The sequence below is a fragment of the Spirosoma areae genome (assembly GCF_054781775.1).
In genome coordinates this window covers 180,739-201,153 of the sequence record NZ_BAAGTT010000033.1, presented here as the reverse complement: position 1 = coordinate 201,153, position 20,415 = coordinate 180,739, and the positions used below count along the sequence as shown (strand labels likewise).

General features: G+C 50.4%; 14 protein-coding genes and 1 pseudogene. 9 read left to right on the top strand and 6 right to left on the bottom strand.

Going from position 1 to position 20,415, the window contains the following annotated elements; all coding sequences use genetic code 11:
- Positions 1-156 precede the first annotated feature (156 nt).
- On the top strand, positions 157-300 hold the full coding sequence (locus tag ACYVI1_RS18890; protein WP_460912294.1) for a hypothetical protein: 144 nt from the start codon (positions 157-159) through the stop codon (positions 298-300).
- Between the two features lie 350 nt (positions 301-650).
- On the opposite strand, the gene ACYVI1_RS18885 is transcribed toward ACYVI1_RS18890, so the two are convergent.
- Both ACYVI1_RS18885 and ACYVI1_RS18880 read right to left on the bottom strand, forming a co-directional pair.
- A complete protein-coding gene (locus ACYVI1_RS18885; protein ID WP_460912293.1) occupies positions 651-1,118 on the bottom strand; it encodes a hypothetical protein in 468 nt (155 codons plus the stop codon).
- A gap of 22 nt (positions 1,119-1,140) precedes the next feature.
- Positions 1,141-1,905 (bottom strand): alpha/beta fold hydrolase, encoded by a 765-nt coding sequence (locus tag ACYVI1_RS18880; protein WP_460912292.1) that lies wholly within the window; start codon positions 1,903-1,905, stop codon positions 1,141-1,143.
- A gap of 420 nt (positions 1,906-2,325) precedes the next feature.
- On the opposite strand from ACYVI1_RS18880, the gene ACYVI1_RS18875 reads away from it, so the two are divergent.
- From ACYVI1_RS18875 to ACYVI1_RS18855, 5 genes are all read left to right on the top strand, one after another.
- Complete coding sequence (locus tag ACYVI1_RS18875; RefSeq protein ID WP_460912291.1) at positions 2,326-3,246, top strand: SDR family oxidoreductase; 921 nt, start codon at positions 2,326-2,328, stop codon at positions 3,244-3,246.
- A 12-nt stretch (positions 3,247-3,258) separates the two neighbouring features.
- The gene (locus tag ACYVI1_RS18870; protein ID WP_460912290.1) at positions 3,259-4,185 is read left to right on the top strand and encodes a helix-turn-helix domain-containing protein; all 927 of its coding nucleotides are present in this window, start codon (positions 3,259-3,261) and stop codon (positions 4,183-4,185) included.
- A gap of 872 nt (positions 4,186-5,057) precedes the next feature.
- Entirely contained in the window at positions 5,058-5,567 is a 510-nt protein-coding gene (locus tag ACYVI1_RS18865) for an RNA polymerase sigma factor (RefSeq protein ID WP_460912289.1), read from the top strand.
- Between the two features lie 5 nt (positions 5,568-5,572).
- Entirely contained in the window at positions 5,573-6,235 is a 663-nt protein-coding gene (locus ACYVI1_RS18860) for a hypothetical protein (protein ID WP_460912288.1), read from the top strand.
- A 144-nt stretch (positions 6,236-6,379) separates the two neighbouring features.
- Positions 6,380-6,859, top strand: coding sequence for a hypothetical protein (locus tag ACYVI1_RS18855; protein WP_460912287.1), 480 nt, complete (start codon positions 6,380-6,382; stop codon positions 6,857-6,859).
- A 316-nt stretch (positions 6,860-7,175) separates the two neighbouring features.
- On the opposite strand, the pseudogene ACYVI1_RS18850 reads toward ACYVI1_RS18855, so the two are convergent.
- The 4 genes and pseudogenes from ACYVI1_RS18850 to ACYVI1_RS18835 all read right to left on the bottom strand — a co-directional run.
- Positions 7,176-7,319, bottom strand: a pseudogene (locus tag ACYVI1_RS18850) (IS1 family transposase); the annotation flags it as partial.
- 344 nt (positions 7,320-7,663) lie between these two features.
- The gene (locus tag ACYVI1_RS18845) at positions 7,664-9,148 is read right to left on the bottom strand and encodes a sigma-54-dependent transcriptional regulator (RefSeq protein WP_460912286.1); all 1,485 of its coding nucleotides are present in this window, start codon (positions 9,146-9,148) and stop codon (positions 7,664-7,666) included.
- Complete coding sequence (locus ACYVI1_RS18840) at positions 9,141-12,101, bottom strand: ligand-binding sensor domain-containing protein (protein ID WP_460912285.1); 2,961 nt, start codon at positions 12,099-12,101, stop codon at positions 9,141-9,143. Before ACYVI1_RS18840 ends, ACYVI1_RS18845 begins: the two co-directional genes overlap by 8 nt.
- A 26-nt stretch (positions 12,102-12,127) precedes the next feature.
- The gene (locus tag ACYVI1_RS18835) at positions 12,128-14,473 is read right to left on the bottom strand and encodes an ATP-binding protein (protein WP_460912284.1); all 2,346 of its coding nucleotides are present in this window, start codon (positions 14,471-14,473) and stop codon (positions 12,128-12,130) included.
- Between the two features lie 638 nt (positions 14,474-15,111).
- Between ACYVI1_RS18835 and ACYVI1_RS18830 the strand changes: the two genes are divergently transcribed.
- The 3 genes from ACYVI1_RS18830 to ACYVI1_RS18820 all read left to right on the top strand — a co-directional run bounded on the left by ACYVI1_RS18830 (position 15,112) and on the right by ACYVI1_RS18820 (position 20,398).
- Positions 15,112-16,668, top strand: coding sequence for a GMC family oxidoreductase (locus tag ACYVI1_RS18830; protein ID WP_460912283.1), 1,557 nt, complete (start codon positions 15,112-15,114; stop codon positions 16,666-16,668).
- 54 nt (positions 16,669-16,722) lie between these two features.
- A complete protein-coding gene (locus ACYVI1_RS18825; RefSeq protein WP_460912343.1) occupies positions 16,723-17,538 on the top strand; it encodes an SDR family oxidoreductase in 816 nt (271 codons plus the stop codon).
- 193 nt (positions 17,539-17,731) lie between these two features.
- The gene (locus tag ACYVI1_RS18820; protein ID WP_460912282.1) at positions 17,732-20,398 is read left to right on the top strand and encodes an MGH1-like glycoside hydrolase domain-containing protein; all 2,667 of its coding nucleotides are present in this window, start codon (positions 17,732-17,734) and stop codon (positions 20,396-20,398) included.
- Positions 20,399-20,415 lie beyond the last annotated feature (17 nt).

The window sequence follows — 20,415 nt, the reverse complement described above, 5'->3', positions numbered from 1 at the left end:
TGGCCAGAAGCAACTGCTGCCAGGGATAGACACTACCAACAGTAAGCCATGTGCTACTATCCTGGCGCTGATTGACCAACCGTATTTAGTTAGTTGATTGCTATGGCCACTAAAAAGAAACAATTCATCCGAGTCATCTTTGACGTACTTGATGAGATGAAACACCATATCCGTCTGAATGAAGAGTTATCGGTTGCGGCTACTGATCCGGACGAAGCCATTGACGGGGTATTTGCTGAAATGCAGCGTCAGTTCAACCGGTCGGATATCCGGCTGTCACGGGTTCGCATTTGTGCATGAAACGCTTTTAGTACACGATTGGCGGTAGTAAACAAATGTTATAATAAGTGTTTAGGTGAAGCAGCGATTTCGTGGACGAAATCTATAAAATCAGTAACTGTATCTTTCTAATAAATATTACTCACAAATTTTCTAAATAACCAATATAAAAAATTGTAAATTTTAAAGACAATAAATTCTCAATGACGGCGATGGCCTGGTACGCCATCGCGGGACCGTGAAATAGGTGCTCAGGCGGCTTTATCCTTTTTAATAGAAGCACCCTTCATCGTGTTATCAGCTTAAAAAACGTTTGTTGGCGGTTCGAAGTGTATGGTTCCCTGCGGCCAAGCTCTTTAGGAAAAACACCCTCACCGAATGCGGGTAAATGTCTGGTTTAAATCTTTTTCCCAAGTGGTGCCGTCTTTGCACAGTTCACCTTTTCCGATTATAGTCGCATCATTGTCTGTGATTGTCCAGGAATAGCGTTGCGAAAAACCAGGCACATTCCGCCACCAGTTCACCACATTGTTTTCAACGGATACCTCATATTTTCTTGAAACTTTCCGCTCGTCAAAATAGAGCATTAACAAGTCTCCCGTAGCATCGTCACTACCGAAGATGCCAATGCCGGCTGGAAAACCTTGTTCATCTACCTCAGAATACCACACCAGAAAAGCACCGCCCTCAATCCACCTGAATGTTGCTTTTCCGGCCAAAACGGTATGGGGAAGCCCGGGATGGGTGCCAACGGTTTTCCATTCACCAACCAATTTAGCAAATTGGTTTAGGGCAGGATTCGGAATTTGTGCGTTGTGAATACCTTGTTCTTGTTTCATAGTTTTAAGAATTAGTCGCGTCTTAAAAGGTGGGTGGGGCAGCATGGAGGTCCGAATCCAGGAAATCTGTGATCATGGGTAGTAGCCAATCCGTCCGCTGCATCATCCCAATATGGGTGGTGCCCGGTAAAATGGCCAGCCGGGATTGGGGCAGCCCGTGTAAATCGCCCATTTTCCCCCCGCCTTTAGCCCGAAACAGCTCCAGGGCATGCTCATAGCGTACTCCGTCGGCATCGCCGATGGCCATCAAGAGCGGGACTTGTATGGTTTTTACCTCCTTAGACCAATCATAAGGCTGTAGGTCTATACGAATCACCTTTTTTACAAATTCGGGAAAATGGGCCGGATCGTTCCCAAGGCTCTCGTATTGCTGTTGTATGGATGTGCCCTGGAACATATCGGCGGTGAACGTAGCATAACTGGCTTCTACATCGGGCCACCAGCCGTCATGGGTATACGTACCGGACAATACCACCAGTCTGCGTACCTGCTCAGGGTGCCGGACGGCCAGTTGGAAGGCAACCCCGCCCCCCATACTATAGCCCACTATGTCTGCCCTATCTATGTTGAGCTGGGTAAGTAGGCCGGACACATCGTCGGCCATCCCTTCGTAACTGATCTCCCGGTCTATGTCTCTTGTGCGGCCGTGTCCTTGCATTTCCGCTACTATAACTTTCCGATCTTGGATTAACAGGGGTATAATGTGCGACCAATTCAGGGGGATGTTCATAAAAGAGCCATGCAGCAGGACGATAGGTTTGCCCCTGCCGTACACCTCATAGTACATCTTTAGGCCGTTTACGGCTGCATAGCCGCTTTCATCTGGCTGTATATTCTGGCTGATGACCATCTTTATTGATGCCGTTAAACGGGTCTAACATTGTTTTGATCGCTATTGACCAGATGCTATTACGGCTATAACAAAGGCAAGCGAGACACTGTTTAGCAAAAACTTAACTGGCTTTGTTTATAAATACGGACGAAAAAGCTTGCCTGTTCACGGGTCGATGGTTATTGTACAATGATCGCCGTTATGAAAAATCATCGGAACGAATCAATTGCCTAAAACCACGGCCATTCATGAAACACACTTCGTGGGGATCGGATTAAAAAGCCGACGCTTCGCTTTCGGCTACAATAAAACCGGATTTGACTACAGCCTGTTGAAGCATTGAAGGGAGCTTTGCCCCATAGAAAACAATTGACGATGAAAAAGATTTTGGTCATTGGGGCATCCGGGTTTGTCGGTCGTTATTTAACCCGGCAATTAGTGGCAGACGGGTATAGGGTACGTTGCCTGGCCCGTAATCCGGATAAAGTGAAGGATTTGGCTGACAGCGGCTGCGAGATCGTAAAAGGGGATATCACCGATCTTTCCTCAATTCAGCAGGCGCTTGACTCCATGGATGCCGTTTACGTGTCCATACATACGATAGTTCCTCAGCACGCTGACACGGCAGGCCAGGAATTTATGGACATCGAAATGAAGGGCCTGCAACATATTGTACAGACTTGTCAACTCCACCAGGTTCACCGCCTGCTTTATGTGACATCTCTGGGCATTTCAGCGAATTCAACCGATGCCTGGACACGCGGGCGATGGAAAATACAACAATATCTGTTGACCAGCGGCCTTGATATAACGGTCATCCAACCGGGCATGATCGTGGGTATCGGCGGACAAGGATTTAATCTGGTAGTAGCAAATGCTCACAAAAGTCTGGCCTTTGTCGTGGGCAACGGCCGTACTAAGTTTCGCTGCATTGCGATCGATGACCTGGTCTATAATCTTATTGGTGTACTGAATGAACCGAAGGCCTATGGGCAGTGCTACGAGGTCGGCAGCGACGATGTATTGACGAGTGATGAATTGATCGACACGGTTGCTGACGTGGTCGGCCATCGGCATCCCATAAAAATCCACATTTCATTGACCCTATTACGGTGGGCATCCCCGCTGATCGAACGAATGGCTAAATCACCAAAGGGGGCCATAATGGGTGCGCTGGATGGTCTTGGCCAGGATATGATCGGTGACCCATCGGCCATCCGAAAGCTGTTGCCACGCAGGCCGCTTTCGTATCAACAAGCGGTGGAGCAGGCATTGAAGCTGTATCAACAACACTAGTTTAATTACCTAATGGAACGAAGCCAACCCTACCCGATCAAAACTATCAGCGAGTTTCACCGCTTGTTAGGCTTGCCTAAACCGGAGCATCCGTTGATCAGCGTCATTGCCATTAAACCGGTTGAGCCTATACCGGCGGGCATACCGGGCACTATGGTTACTGGTTTTTATAACATAGCTCTCAAAAAGGACTTCAAGGCCCCGGTGAAAGTCAAATATGGCCAGCAAGCCTATGATTTTGATGAAGGCGTACTCAGCTTTATGTCGCCTGGTCAAATCAGCGGGTTTGACCCTCAAAAATACAGTACTCCCTACCAATCAGGCTGGATGCTGCTGATCCATCCCGATTTTCTGTGGCATACGTCCTTGACCAAAACCATCAGACAGTATGCGTTTTTTGATTACTCGGTGAATGAAGCCCTATTTCTTTCGGATAAAGAGGAAGCTGTCCTAACGCAGATCATCGGTAACATCAGCCAGGAGTATCATAACAACCTGGATCAGTTCAGCCATGCGATCATTATTACTCAACTGGAATCGTTGCTCAACTATTCGGAGCGCTTTTACCAGCGCCAGTTTATGACCCGCCGGATAACCAATCACCAACTCCTTGATCGGCTCAATGATCAGCTTATTGCCTATTTTGATGATAGGGATAAGATTCAGATTAGTTTACCATCGGTTCGTTATCTAGCCGACCAACTCCACGTATCGCCGGATTATTTGAGTGGCTTGCTTAAGACACTGACCGGGCTGACCACCCAACAACATATCCATGAGAAGCTCATTGAAAAAGCCAAGCAGCAGTTGTCAACGACCAATTTATCGGTCAGTGAGATCGCTTACCAGTTAGGCTTTGAACATTCCCAATCGTTTAGCAAGTTGTTCAAGACTAAGACGAATCAATCGCCTTTAGCCTTTAGGAAAGCGTTTAACTGATCCTGGAAGTATCAAACAAATTCCCTATAGACTCCGTAGGGAAGGTAGTCCCATATATTCTCATCAACCATTTAAATGCTTATGAACAAAGTTGCAGTCTGGGTTGCTTTAGCCTGCTCTGTTAATTTTATAATAGTATTTTACCGTTAATCTATTTAGAAGGAAGTGAAAGACTTCCTTTTTTAACATTTGTACTTTTCATAGTAAGCGTTCACGAAAATTACAAATCAGAAAGAGTTATGCAGAAGATAAGAAGAGACGTCGTATTATTAGAAAAATACTAATTAGTTAAATAGTACAGAAACACTACCAGCCAAACCCCCATGGCAATAACAGAGTAAATTAATGAGGTAGTGCATTGAGGTCTGCTCCCAGCCAGGAGAGGTTAACAGGGATGAGAAATTAGGTTTATACCACCCTTTTATCGTCAATGAATTTTGTACTTTTACCAGACAAGTGGTCTATGAGTTCTTATGTTAAGAAACTTTTCCAAGAAATGGGGTTGACAGAGGGTGAGGAAAACCATACCAAATACACTCCCTGAAATCTCTTTCAAGCAGAGGGGTTACCAAGTAAATCCATTGCAATTATTTTCGATAGTTCAAGCTACGGATTATAGAATCGAATGGGCAACATTATCGTAGTGCTGGTAATCTAAACAAGCTAGAAAAAGTGCGTAGTAATGGACGCTACTACGGCTAAAACTTGGTCGAACATGCCTAAGAAGTCTCCTCAAACGGCTCTATGACAAATCTAATAAACAGGTTCACAATTCATTCCAATAACTACACAAATACTATTTCCTCCAGATTATGTGCTTTTTCTAACCCTTGTGCGAATAATTGGGTAATCAACACCTCGCTCACCAACGCATGAGAGCACCAGACCAAACGGAGCGATTTCTGACCGTTCTTCAGACCCATAAAGGAATCATCTATAAAGTAGCCCATTCCTACTGCACCGAGGCTGAAGACCGAAAAGATCTGGTCCAGGACATCGTTGTTCAGTTGTGGAACTCGTTCGATACCTATTCCGATCAGTACAAATATTCCACTTGGATTTACCGTATCGCGCTGAATGTCGCTATTTCGGTGTACCGGAAAGAAACCCGTCGAAAACCGATTTCCCAGCCTCTCTCAGATAGTATTCTCACCTTGGGTGGGTCAGCAAATACGGATGAAGGAGACGAAAATCTGAACTTGCTCCAGCAATTCATTGCTCAGCTAAAAGAACTTGACAAAGCTCTGCTGCTGCTCTACCTCGACGAAAAAAGTCACCGGGAAATCGCTGAAATTATGGGCATGTCTGAAACTAACATTGCTACCAAAATTGGCCGTATCAAAACTATACTACGACAGAAATTTTCCACAATTAAAGCCTAATAGCCATGCAAGATGCTGAACTTATCAGTCTTTGGAAATCCTATAGCCAGCAACTGGACGAAAGCCTGGCCCTCAACCGGAAAAATGCGGAAGACATTATTAAAATTAAAGTCCAGTCTTTACTAGCCTCCATGAACCCCCTGAAATTCTTCACCATAGCGGTGGGCATTGTATGGGTTGGCTTTGTCGATAGTTTACTAATTGCTATCTTTTCATCTGCTAGTCCATTTTTCTTAATTTCCGCTGTGATTCAAGTGGTACTGACCAAACTGGCCATTGGTGTTTACCTCTACCAATTGGTCTTGATTCAACGGGTTGATGTTAGCGAACCCATCGTAAAAACGCAAGATACGCTGGCACGTTTGACCGCATCGACGCTTTGGGCGACGCGCCTGCTGTTGCTCCAGCTTCCAGTCTGGACCACTTTTTACCTAACAAGCAGTTTAATTAACAACGGCACGCCTATCTTTTACCTGGTCCAAACCTTCATTACGCTCACGTTTACGGTAGTAGCCATCTGGCTTTTCCGGAATATCAATTACGCGAATCGGGATAAGCCATGGTTTCGGTTGTTGTTCGAGGGTAAGGAATGGAGCCCAGTAATGAAGTCGATGGACCTGTTAAACCAGGCCGAGGAGTACAAGGCCTCAACTATTCAGGAAAACTAACCTGCCTTGCAAGTGCGAAGAAAATTGTCTCAAAAAGAGCTTGTTTAAGAGCCACTATTTAAACATAATATTCACTCATACAACAGCGTTGCAGAACACTTATAAGATCAAAGGGTTTTAACAATTGTCTAAACACTCAACAGGATGAAAAAGCAACTTATCATTTTGGGAATTACTTTGTGTGCTGCTTGCAAACATGATGTTCCAAGTGTTCAGCCAGTACTTGCTCCCGATGCTGCCAAAGTTATAGCGGGCACATACACGGCTAACATATCACGTATTCCCGACGTAAAGTCCTATCCCATCAATGGAAAGACGATAACATTTCAGATAGAGCGAATTTCACCTGACACAGTACGCGTTAAAGTGCAAGCTCCTGCCAACGGCTTCTATTCGCCTGCCAGAGATACTACCTACAACAGGGTTTACGTGGTTACAAAGCCACAAGGCTACTATTTGACATTAGAAACAGACAAAACCCAACCAAATAATCAGTTGGGAAGCGAACTTGTTATTGCACCGCCTTTTCCACCAGATGTCTCACCGAATTGGGCTTCCTACGTATTTCTCCCTCCGGGCTATAAATTAGGGCGCGTATCGGCTGAGTTTATTAAAGTCAACTAACAGTAATCAAAGAACCTAAAGCCGTCTCAAACTCAGTTCGCTTCTTTAGCTAATTTCACAACATATTCTGAATTATAAAACACACCTTCAGAAAATACAATGCCTGGCCACTTCCTATCAGTGGCCAGGCATTGTATTTTCTATAAACAGAAACCGAATTGAAGAACTGTACTGTTTACAGAAAATTGGTATTACACTCTTTAGACTCCGTTCACTAAGGTGGGTCACATATTTACCAAAAATAATTTTCATGATGGGAGAAATACAAAATTTATATATTTCCCGATTAACGGTAACATATCATTTTTCGGTAGTCCTAAATTTGTAATGATAGATTGTAGTGATGCACTACAAATCGAATCGAGTTGATGTGCCGTTCCAGCTTTTTAGAGAACGATAAACTCAATCGAACTAAGCGAGAAGCCCGTTGCCGTAGCGTGCAAAAGAACCGCTCGACATGGCCTCGCGCTTTGTGGTAGTATGTGCGTCCATTTTTGACTATGTTTGATGAGCCACAGCCAGGGCAGTTGTGTTGATAAAACATGACGGGTAATTCAAGTTTGGCGACTCAAAATTACCCTCTGGCTGGGGCTTTCTTCCTAATATCATTACTTCTTAAGCACTACCGAATGGATTTGTGTAAATTGTTGGTAGCCAGGCAATAAATTCAAGAATGATACCAGAAGCCTGATTAGGGGTTAGCGAGCTATTTTTGGCCCGAAGGAAACACAGCAGTACTGTAGCCAATAATCACTTGTTTTTGGAATAACACCTTATTGTCAGCAAGTACGTTCCCGGAGGAATTCAACCGTTCCGGCTAATACCTAATTTTTTCATCTTCGATTCCAACGTCGTGGGAACAAGGTCCAGAATGGCGGCTGCTCCGTTTTTGCCGCTTACTTTCCAGCGGGTCGTTTCCAATACCGACAGGATGTGCGCCCGTTCGCACTCTTCCAGCGTGATGGGAATTAATTTTTTGTCGAGGGTACTTTTTCGCGTTAGCCAGTCGCCGAGTTCGAGTTTGCGACCGGGTGAAATAATGAGCGACCGCTCGATAATGTTTTCGAGTTCGCGGATGTTGCCCGGCCAGTTGTAGGCGCAGAGGGCATCAATGACCTCCTGGGTAATGACCTCAATTTTACGGCCAATGCCGGGGCCGTGTTTCGCGCAGAAATGCCGCACCAGCAGGGGAATATCTTCTTTGCGCTCGCGCAACGGCGGACTTTGCAGGGGAAAAACGTTTAGCCGGTAGTACAAATCTTCCCGAAACCGGCCTGCCTGAATTTCGGTCTCTAAGTTGCGGTTGGTGGCGGCAATCACCCGAACATTCACCTTCAGGGTTTTGGTGCTGCCGAGCCGCTCAAACTCGCCTTCCTGCAATACCCGCAGGAGCTTGGCCTGGAGTTCAATGGGCATTTCGCCGATTTCATCCAGAAAAATAGTACCGCCATTAGCCAGTTCAAACCGCCCGATTTTCTGGGCCGAGGCTCCGGTAAAGGCGCCTTTTTCATGGCCGAACAATTCGCTTTCGATTAATGTAGCGGGTAGTACCGCGCAGTTGATTTTGACCAGGGGCCGGTTCTGGCGGTTGCTCAGGTTATGCACCGCCCGCGCCAGCAGTTCCTTCCCCGTACCGGATTCGCCCAGAATCAGCACCGACGTAGGGGTGGAAGCCACCTGTTCGACCTGAGTAAGCACCTTCCGGAATAGCTTGCTTTGGGTGACAATCTCGTCAAAATTACTGGTCGATTTAATCTCTTCACGCAGATAAACGTTCTCCGCCTGCAATTGATTGGTCAGCTTTTCTACTTCCTGTAAGGCTTTCGAAAGGGCTTCGGTTCGCTCGGCCACGCGCTGTTCGAGGGATTGGTTGGCCTGCTGGAGTTCGGCCCGTAAGTTTCTCAACGTCAGATGAGTGTTGATGCGCGACAACACCTCCTGAAGCTGAAACGGTTTGGTAATGTAGTCCACAGCACCCATGTTGAATCCGTTTACCTTGTCGATGGTTTCGGAGAGGGCGGTCATGAAAATTACCGGAATGTCGCGCGTATCGGGGTCGAGTTTGAGACGGCGGCAGGTTTCAAAGCCATCCATGCCGGGCATCATCACATCGAGCAATACCAGGTCGGGCCGGGCATAGCGAATTTGCTCGATGGCACTTTTGCCGTCGCGCTCAACCAGCACTTTATAGCCGCTGCTGCTCAGGGTTTCAAACAGAATACTGATGTTATTAGGCGTATCGTCGACAATCAGAATACTGGCAGACGCGTTATCGGTTCGGTTAATCATGGGTTTCTAAGCAGATTTTAAGGTACTGTCGTATCTGTTTGGTGTCGAACACATCGGCCATTTTCCGCACTTCCTCCACAAAAGGCCGGTAGGCTGAATCAAGCGATTCAATCTGGCGAAGCTGAGCCAGAATGCCCTGAATATCGCCGGTCATGGCCAGTTTATGCAGGTCTTCGAGATACTCAGCAGGCGGGGGTTGAATCGGGCCTGTAGCCTTAGGTAGTTCACTCCTATTGATGGGTTCATGGCCCGCTTCTCCATTCCAAACGCCGTTGTCTAATCCTTCGGCTTTCGTGATAGCAAGCAGTTTGTTGATGAGCGTCAGCAGGCGGTTACCACTCTCCTCAATAACCCGAATTCCTTTCATCTGGCTTTCGGTCAGGGTGTTATCCTGCTGAAACAGTTGAGCGAATCCCAAAATACCGTTGAGCGGGGTGCGTAGTTCATGGCTCATATTGGCCAGGAATTCACTTTTGGCTCGATTCGCCAGTTCAGCGGCTTCTTTGGCCGCTTTCAAATGAACAGCCTGCGCTTCAAGTTCTTCTTTTTGCTGAACGACCTGCGCTGTTCGGGACTCTACCAGCCGTTCCAGCTTCGTTTTCTCGTTGGTCAGATGCCGGGTGTAGTAGCGAACCAATCGACTTATAACCAGCAGGAACGCAAAGCCATAGACTACGTAGGCCACCTTCGTCTGATACCAGGGCGGCAGTACCTTGAAGGAGTATGTACTCTCGCGGCTGAACTGCCGATACGGGTTGCGCGCCCGCACGAAAAAGGTGTACATCCCGGCGGGCAGGTTAGTGTATTCCTTCTTCGTTTCTTTCGTCCATTTCGACCAGTTTGTGTCGTCCATCATCAGGCCGTGGCCCATCAGCCGATATTGAAATTCGTTGCCGCCTTCGCCCACGAAACTACCGGCTGCGAAGTGGAACGAAATGGACCGGTTGCGGTAGGTGAGTTCAGCCATGAGGGCCTTGCCACGGGCGTTTAGAGCCAGCAATGAATCTGACTCCGTCAGGCGTATTTCCCGAATTAGGGACCAATAAGCTGATGTGGGTAATTTTCGGGTGCCATCGTAGCGATACAGCGCTTCGTCATTACCAATCCAGACCACACCGGAAGCATCAGGGTACACCGCAAAACCTCCGCGCTGAACAGGCCGTAAACTTACACTATCGGGCCTGAACGACCCGTCGGGCTGGTGGCGTAATCCTCCCAGCGGATTCGAAAACCAGAACGAGCGTTGGCTGTCCTGAGCAAAATAAGGCGAACCGGTAGCCAGATTATGGAAAAGAGAGGCAAAACGTGTGTCTTCAGCGAACCGGTCTGTGCCGGAAACATACCGGTAAATGCGGTTCTTTGTCGTAAAAAACAGTCCGTCCGGGGCAGCAAAGACGTAGTTCCAGACTAATTGATTCAGTCCTTTATCAAGGCCATAGTGCCGGATGGGTGGATTCAGGCGGATACCACCCGATAGGTTGACGCGGTAAAACCCCTGTAGGTGCGTGCCGACCCACAGGTTCCCGCCCGGTTCCTCGACAATCGACCAGCACTCGCCCGAAATACCCCGCAGCCGCCCCAGCAAGCGCAGTTGGCCGTTCGTGAACCGCAACACATTAACCCCGTCGAACATGGCGGCAAACACCACATTCGTATCCACGTGCGACCGCGCCAGGGCGTAGGCCATACCGCCGGTTATAGATAACGATTGTTGTAGAACTCCATCCCGAACCCGTAGCACGGCCCCCATTGTCCCCACCAAGAGGTCGCTACCGAAAGCAACCATATCCCAGCAGGGCGACTCCGACCCGCTTACCGCCCGGAAGGAATTCCTCTGTTTATCGGCATATAGCAACCCTGAGTTGGTACCGACATAGAGCCGGTTCTGGTGCCGAAACACATCCCAGACGGTAGCCCGGATGTTCTGATTCGCGTTGAATCGGGTGATTGGGCTGTTAATTTCAATTTTGTCAAGGCCATTCGCCAGCCCGGCCCAGAGCGTTTGCTGCTGGTCCAGAAACAGACTATGAACCCGATTATTTCCTAAGTTCGTCTGCTCATTAATGCGTTGCCGGAGTCGCCCATCGGCATCAAAAATGCTAATTCCCCCGCGCAAACTCGAAAGGGCATAGCGAACAGACTTGTTCGCCGAATCAGGGAGAGCAATGGCCTGAGAAATGTCACTGTGGCGCAGCCAGGCTTCTTCGGTCGTGGTTAAGCGTGTAACTGTAGTTGGGCCGGGCCGGTTGTGCAGAAAGGGGGCATCATACAGCAATAATCCGTCGTGCTGGGTAGCCACCAATAGTTTCTCACCGGGATAGGGCAGGATGGATTGCACGGCGACGTTGGCAAACTGCTTTCCGTTAGGTACGGGTTCCAATCCGTCCTGTCTGTTAATCCGCATAAGGCTAAACCCTTCTTCCTGAACAAATAGGGTGTGCCGAACATACGTAGCCAACTGAAACTGTCGTTTCGGATACCAGACCTGCATTGGCTTATTGGGCCGATACCGGATGATTTTCCCGTATGTGCAGAAATACACGCCTTCGGGCGTGCAGAACAACCGCCAGACGGGGGGTACGCTGCGGTCGGAGACGGGTAGGTGGCGGGCCAGCGATACGTATTGCATTTGCCCGGTTGGGGTGGTTTTCAGAAAGCCAAAATCCGATTGGGTACCTACGAAGACCGTGCCGCTGTTGTCAACATCCAACGCCCTGACCGTCAGCCCCGGCACCTCGATGAGTCGCCAGTTGCTGCCATCGTATTCGAGCAGACCGTTGTAGTTTCCTACGTAGAGCATACCCCGTTTGTCCTGAACAATCGTCCGTATTTCGGGGTGCGCCTGATAATCTTTGGGGCTGAAATGCTGAATAAGCGGGCTGCCCATTTCCTGCGCCATCCCCGGCATCCCTGCCAGCAAACCCAATACGATGAGCAACCCATTGATTTTCATAACGTTTACGTATCAGGCCGGTAAATTCAATTGTCAGACAGGTAGGATTGGTCTTTTAAGCAACTCCGCAGATAGTCGCGCATCTTTTTCATGTCGAACTGGCGGGCCAGTTCACGAATCGAATGGACAAACGCGCTGATGTCCGGCCCGGTTGTAGCCAGCATATCCAGCCGGGTCAGTACACCCTGAATGTCGCCGGTGAGCGCTGTGGCGTAGAGGTCTTCAATCTGGTGTATGGGCGGAAGCTGTCCGGTAGTATCGGTGGCAGAAAACGAACCAGGCGCGGTTGTTAAGTGGGCAGATGTTCGCGTGGGGTTGTAGGTCCAGGTTAGCCGCAGAAGCCGTTGCAGCGCATTGAGCAACTGCTCGACATGAATGGGTTTGGGCAGAAAATCGTCGCAGCCCGCATCCATGCTCAATTGGTGGCTGTTGAGAACACTGGCCGAGAGCGCGATAATCTTAACCGCCGAAAGGGATTTCTGCCGCCGAAACTGCCGCACAGCCTCGAAGCCGTCCATCTGAGGCATCACCAAATCCATCAGCACCAGGTCGGGCGTGAATTCCCGCGCCCGCGTCAGGGCGACAGCCCCGTTTTCGGCTTCCACCGTGCGAAACCCCAGCGGCTCCATCAGGTTTGTCAGTACGGAGCGATTTTCCCAGTGGTCGTCCACAATCAGAACTGTTCGCCGACGGCCCCGGTAGCCGATAATCTGGCGGGATTCTTTGCGGGTCGTATGGGGTTGCTCCGACGTAGCGAGGGGCGGCAAATCGAGGGTGACACTAAACGAACTACCCTTGCCGGGTGTACTGACCACGAGCAGTTCGCCGTTCATGAGGGCGACTAATTTTTCGGTGATGGCCAGCCCCAGACCCGTTCCTTCTATGAATCGGCCGTGTTCGCGGAGTTGCTGAAAGGGCAGAAAAATAAGGTCTAATTTATCGGACGGAATGCCGATGCCCGTGTCGTCAATCTGAAACCAGACGCGACTGCCGCCCGACTCGTACTTTACGTTCAGAAGAACGCCCCCTTTATCGGTAAATTTAACAGCATTACCCAGCAGGTTGATAAGCACCTGTCGCAGCTTGCGCTCGTCGCCATACACCAATTCGGGAAGCGGGATAGTAGTCTGGTCAAAAAATGTCAGATTTTTCTGTTCGGCCTTTAGTTGAAACAGGCTCTTGACGTTGGTCAGTAACTCGTTGAGGCTAAACGGTTTCGGCTCAAATTCCAGTTTTCGGGCTTCAATCTTCGACAAATCCAGTACGTCGTTGATGAGCACCAGCAGGTTTTCGGCGCAATTGTGAATGATGGCGATGCCATTTTGCTGAGTTGAGGTCAGCGACAGGTCGCGCTGGAATAACTGCGTGTATCCCAGGATGCCGTTGAGCGGGGTACGCAGTTCGTGGCTCATATTCGCCAGAAATTCACTTTTGGCCCGGTTGGCCATCTCGGCGGCTTCTTTGGCTTTCAAAAACTCCCGCGTTCGCTCGATGACCGTTGCTTCCAACTGCTCCTGCGTTCGGCGCAGATTCTCCTCCGCTACGTTTCGCTCGATTTCGGCCCCCGACCGCGACGCAAATATGCGGAGGATGCTCAGGTATTTCTGTTGGTTCAACAGTGGCCGCTGGTCGCAGATGGCGATATGCCCAATCACCAGCCCGTCGCGGTCGTAGATGGGTACGCCCACGTAGGATTCGACACCCGCATCTTTATTGAAATTCAGGCTGACATCATAGGGATAATAAAAATCGCGGCCCTGCATTACGATGCTGCACGGCGTACCGGCCAGGTCATACTCAATGTTTTCGAGAAGCCGGTCATCTTCCGCATAAGCCAGCGTTCGGACGCGTGTTTTTTCGACGTTGGTGCATTCCGTTACAAGGGCAAACTGCACCTGGAGGGTTTGGGTAATGTGCCGAACGAGTGTTTGAAAAAAATCGAGGCCCGTCACCCCCGCCGTTCCCTCCGAAATGAGCCGCAGCGTTTCGTCCAACTGACTGCGTTCGGTTACGTCGCGGAAAAAGCAGCACAGGTATTTATGGCTCTCGAAGTCGATAAAATTCATGCCCACTTCGGCCTGTAACGTCGTGCCGTTTTTTCGACGTTGCTTCATCTCGAAGGTCAGCGTCTGAAGTTTTTCTAAGGATTGCCACAAACGGGCAAAGCTCTCAGCGTTATGTTCGGTAGTAAAATCGAAGAACGTGAGTTTCGTTAGTTCCTCAATCGAATAGTTCAGCAAAGCAGCAGCGGCTTTATTGGCCCGATAAACTCGCCCCTGCTGGTCGAGAAGAAGGATAGCTTCAAGCGCATTTTCAACCGTAAAGTGCGACAGCCGCAGGATTTTTTCATCTGTTTTTATACTATCTGCCATTGCCTGATTGCTGTTGTTGGAATGTCCTGGTTTTTGTGGTGTCGGATGAGTACAGCTAAGACTACATCATTTATGAAAAAGCCCTATAGTAGTCTATCAACTTTTGGTCCCATTTCCGCAGATAAGATTTGCATTGGTTAAAAGTGGTCTGACGTGAGCAGAGTAGCCCTTCTGGTGGTAATTGTCAGCGAGAATTTTGGGGCAGGCTATCCGTACATTCACAAAATATCGTGAAACTAACGAAATGTCGTGAAAAATTGATAAACTCCTATAGGTGCCCAAAGGGGCTTTAGTTGCGTGCCAGCCAAGTCTCTTTCAGGGGATTTAGGGGATGATTGTAGGGTCAAATGCGTACATCTGACAACACCCGGAAGTACAACGGTCGAGCCGGACCTGGCCTAAACAAGGCCCTCTATCCTGACATTCAGCAATACTCACGAAATATCGTGATTGCTGCCTGAGTTGGCACACGTATCCAAACCTGAAAACACGTATTCCTGCGTTAAAAAAACCCTTTTACTCCTTTTTCATAGCGTGGTATGGTAGTTGGCAATGGATAGTCAACTGGCTATTGAGATGCGGTAATCGCTCAATAGCTAAAAAACTAATCAGGCCTAAACGTCCTGAATCTCCCTATTATGAAAACACATACCTACGACCTAATCCTCATCGGCACCGGCTCCGGTGGCGGCACACTTGCCCAACGCGTGGCCCCGTCGGGCAAACGAATCCTGATTCTCGAACGGGGCGATTTTATTCCGAAAGAGAAAGAAAACTGGGACGTAAACGAGGTGGTAGTGAAAGGCCGCTACCGTACCGATGAGATTTGGTTTGACAAAGACAACCAGCCGTTTAAACCGTTTACGCACTACGTTGTGGGCGGCAACAGCAAGATGTATGGTGCGGCCAGTTTTCGGCTGCGCGAGTCTGATTTTCAGGAAACAAAGCACATGACGGGCATCTCACCCGCCTGGCCGCTTCCCTACGCCGATTTTGCGCCCTACTACACCGAAGCCGAACGGTTATTCAGTGTTCATGGCCTGCGCGGGGCCGACCCGACCGAACCAGCCGGGGCCGAAGCTTATCCGTTTAACCCAATTTCACCCGAACCATTTGCCGAAGAATTGTACCAAAACGTTCAGAAAACCGGCCTGAAACCATTTCCGATTCCAATGGCGGTGCGGCTGTCGCAGGATAACCCCAATCGGCCCGATGCGCCAACCGTGCTGGGCAATTTCGACGGTTTTCCTGACCCAACCGAAGCCAAAGCCGATTCGCACGTAACGGGCGTTCGGGCGGCTCTGCAATACCCCAACGTGACGTTGCTGACCAACGCCATGGCGACCCGGCTCATCACCGATGCCAACGGCCAGCGCATTACGGCTGTGGAGGTTCATCGAAACGGCCAGACGAAAACGTACTACGCCAATGCCATAGTATTGGCAGCGGGGGCCATTAATTCGGCGGCTTTGCTGCTGCGGTCGGCCAATGAGCAACATCCGAACGGCCTGGCAAATGGCAGTGGGCAGGTGGGCCGGAATTACATGGCGCACATCAACGGCTGCCAGATTGCCTACACGCCCGACAAGTTGAACACGTCGTTTTTTCAGAAATATTTCTGCATCGGCGATTACTACGAACCGACTCCCGACAATCCTCATCCGCTGGGCGAAATTCAATTGATGGGCAAAAATGACCCCCCAACAGTGGTTGGATTAGCTGCCGATTTCCTGCCCGGCAAAGAGGCCGACTGGCTATCGGCCCACAGCATTGATTTCTGGCTTACCGCCGAAGACCTGCCCGACCCCGACAACCGCGTGACGCTCACGCACGATGGAGCCATCCAGCTTATCTACCACCGCGACCGCAACAACGTAGCGGCTTTTGACGCCCTGAAGCAAAAATTGAAAGACCTGTTCGTGCAGTTGGGCGAGATTGACCCGGCTCTGAAAACGGTGTACTGGTCGGGCTATGACCTCGGTATCAGTGGGGTATCGCACCAGTGCGGCACGCTTCGCTTTGGCACCGACCCGGCTACGTCGGTGCTTGACGTGAACTGCAAAGCCCATGAACTCGACAACCTGTTTGTGGCCGATGCCAGCTTTTTTCCTTCATCGGGTGCTTACAATCCGTCGCTCACAACGGCGGCCAATGCATTGCGTGTCGGTGATTATTTGATGAATAACGTGCTGTAATTGGTGTCGCAACGTATGCCAACGACAAACTACCCTAAATCACTACCTACCCTTATGTTTCAGAAACCAAACCAACGGCTTGTTGGCCAGACGGCCATCATTACCGGTGCCAGTTCGGGCATTGGCAAAGCCACCGCCATTGCGTTAGCCAGCGAAGGAGCCAACGTCGTTGTCAATTACATCGGTAATCCGGCAGGCGCCGAAGAAGCCGCCACCCTGATTCGGGATGGGGGCGGTCAGGCACTGCTCGCACGGGCCGATGTGAGTAAAGAAGACCAGGTGCAGCGAATGTTTGCCGAGGCTGTTGCTACCTTCGGTACGGTCGATATTCTGGTGGCGAACGCAGGGCTGCAAAAAGATGCAAAATTTATCGACATGACGCTTAAAGACTGGCAGTTTGTGCTGGATGTGAACCTGACGGGCCAGTTTTTATGCGCCCGCGAAGCCGCCCGTGAGTTCCTGCGTCGCGGCCCACGCCCGGAAGTTTCGCAGTCTGTTGGCAAAATTATCTGCATGAGTTCGGTACACGAAATTATTCCCTGGGCGGGCCATTCGAACTATGCAGCCTCCAAAGGCGGGGTTATGCTGCTCATGAAATCCATTGCTCAGGAGTTGGGTGGTTACAAAATCCGGGTCAATAGCGTGGCACCGGGTGCCATTCGCACCCCCATCAACCGGGAAGCCTGGGAAACACCTCGAGCCCTGTCGAGCCTAATGCGGCTCATTCCTTACAAGCGTATTGGCGAAACGTCCGATATCGGCTCGACCGTCGCCTGGCTGTGTTCCGACGAAGCCGACTACATTCACGGGCATACCCTCGTTGTCGATGGCGGCATGACCTTGTACCCTGGATTTGAAGATAATGGGTAAACGAAAACCTGGTGGTGCGAAAGTGTGCTGAGGTTCTCGTGGAGGTGTCGGGTTCTCAAACCCGACACGATTACTGACGCGAGGTGTCGGGTTCTCAAACCCGACACCTCCACGAGAACCCGACACCACCGGCAAACCCAACACTACAACAACGGAAATCCGGCATCACTAAACAAACCAAGCAACCTTTTCCATGAAAACACAAAAAACCAAACTCGCCCCATCGCCCGAACAGCTTCGGTTGCAGGAGCAATATGCCGGTCAGCATGACTGGCTGCACTGGGGGCCGTATTTGTCGGAGCGGCAGTGGGGAACCGTCCGCGAAGATTACAGCCCGCACGGCAACGCCTGGGAATATTTTTCGCACGACCACGCCCGCTCACGCGCCTACCGCTGGGGCGAAGATGGCCTTGCGGGAATATCTGACGAGAAACAACAGCTTTGCTTTGCCATCGCCCTCTGGAACGGCCACGACCCAATTCTGAAAGAGCGGCTTTTCGGGCTGACCGGCAATGAAGGTAATCATGGCGAGGACGTGAAAGAACTGTACTATTATTTGGACAGCACCCCCACACACTCGTATATGAAGCACCTCTACAAGTATCCGCAGCGGACTTTCCCCTATGCCGACCTCGTAGAGACCAACCGCAACCGCGACCGGAATCAGCCCGAATATGAGTTGTTAGATACCGGCATATTCGATGAGAATCGGTATTTCGATGTATTCACCGAATACGCCAAAGCCTCCGACCGCGACATTTTGATTCGGGTTACGGCCTACAATCGCGGTCCTGATTCGGCTTCATTACACCTGTTGCCTACACTATGGTTTCGGAATGGCTGGTCATTCGGGCGGCTCGATAGCAAACCACGCATCCGGCGGGGTCCTGATGGCGAAGGTTGCCAAAGCGTAACGACTGAACACCCCGAACAGGGCGATTATACACTCTATTTCGAGACTACCGACCGGGTATTGTTCACTGAAAATGAAACCAATACCCAACAGGTGTTTGGACGGCCCGACGGTTCGGACGGCGACGCGCAGCCGTTCGCCAAAGATGCGTTCCATCGGGCCGTTATCAGCGGGAATTTTGACGACGTGACCCAGCGGGTCGAAGGGTCTAAAGTTGCGCCCGTCTATCAGGTTTCCATTCCTGCCGGGCAGTCGGTTACAATAAAACTCCGGCTGCTGCGCGGCAAAAACAGTCAACCGTTTGGCCCGGATTTCGACCAGATTTTCGCCCAGCGTATCACCGAAGCGAATGAGTTTTATGCCGGAATTCAATCGCCGGAGGCCGATACCGAAACGAAACAGATTCAGCGGCAGGCGTTTGCGGGAATGCTCTGGTCGAAGCAGTTTTATCATATCGACATACCGCAGTGGCTCGACGGCGACCCCGGACAGCCCGCTCCACCCGCCGAGCGCAAACACGGGCGCAATCAGCAGTGGCGCACGCTCAACAACGAGGACATTATTTCGATGCCCGACAAGTGGGAATACCCCTGGTATGCGGCCTGGGATTTGGCCTTCCACTGTGTGCCATTGGCCCGCGTTGACCCACAATTCGCAAAAAACCAGCTTATTCTGTTTTTACGCGAATGGTATATGCACCCCAACGGCCAGCTACCGGCCTACGAGTGGGCGTTTGGCGACGTAAACCCGCCCGTTCATGCGTGGTCGTGCCTGGCAGTGTACAAGCTCGATGCCGAACGGACGGGCGTGGGCGACGTGAAGTTTTTGAAGCGGGTATTTCAGAAACTGTTGCTCAATTTTACGTGGTGGGTCAACCGCAAAGATGCCAAAGGCAATAATGTATTTGAGGGTGGGTTTCTGGGGTTAGACAACATCGGCGTGTTTGACCGGAGCAATCAGATTCCAGGTGGCGGTCGGCTCGAACAGGCCGATGGCACAAGCTGGATGGCGATGTACTGCCTGAATATGCTGGAAATGGCCCTCGAAATCGCTAAAGTTGACGATACCTACGAAGACGTAGCGACCAAATTTTTTGAGCATTTCGTCTATATCGCCGAATCGCTTAACCGCATGGGCGAAGACTGGGCCGGTTCGTGGGACGAGAACGAAGGCTTTTTCTACGACATTCTGGAACTACCCGGACATAACTACATCCCTCTAAAAATCAGGTCGTTAGTTGGACTTTCATCGCTGTTTGCCGTGCTGAAAATTCCCAAAAGCATTTATACGAAACTGCCTGATTTCACAAAACGGATGCGCTGGTTTCAGCAATACCAGAAACAGGGCAGTATGCATGTAGTGGTCGAAGATATTCCCGACAATCAGGATTTGCTGCTGTCACTAATTCCACCCGCGCGGTTGGAGCGACTCCTTCACGCCATGCTCGATGAGCGCGAATTTCTCGCACCGGGCGGCATTCGGTCCATCTCGAAAATCCACGAACACGGCTACTCGGTGCAGATTGACGGCCAGGAGTTTGGCCTGCGCTACGAACCCGGCGAATCGTCGAGCGGGCTGTTTGGTGGAAACTCCAACTGGCGCGGGCCTATCTGGATGCCCATGAATTACCTGCTCATCTGCGCCCTCCGAACGTATTATAGCTACTACAACGACCAGGTGCAGGTGGAATTCCCGACGGGGTCGGGCCACCGTATCACCCTCGGCGACGCGGCCTCTATGCTGGCCGACCGGCTCATCGGTATTTTTCGACCCGACGAATCCGGCCACCGGCCCGTCAACGGCGGAGAGAATCGGTATGCTACCGACCCGCATTTCAAAGACCTCGTGTTGTTCTACGAGTATTTTCACGGCGATACGTCGCAGGGCGTTGGTGCCAGCCACCAAACCGGCTGGACGGGCGTTGTGGCAGACTTGATTGGAGGATAGCTGTTTACGGTTTGCGG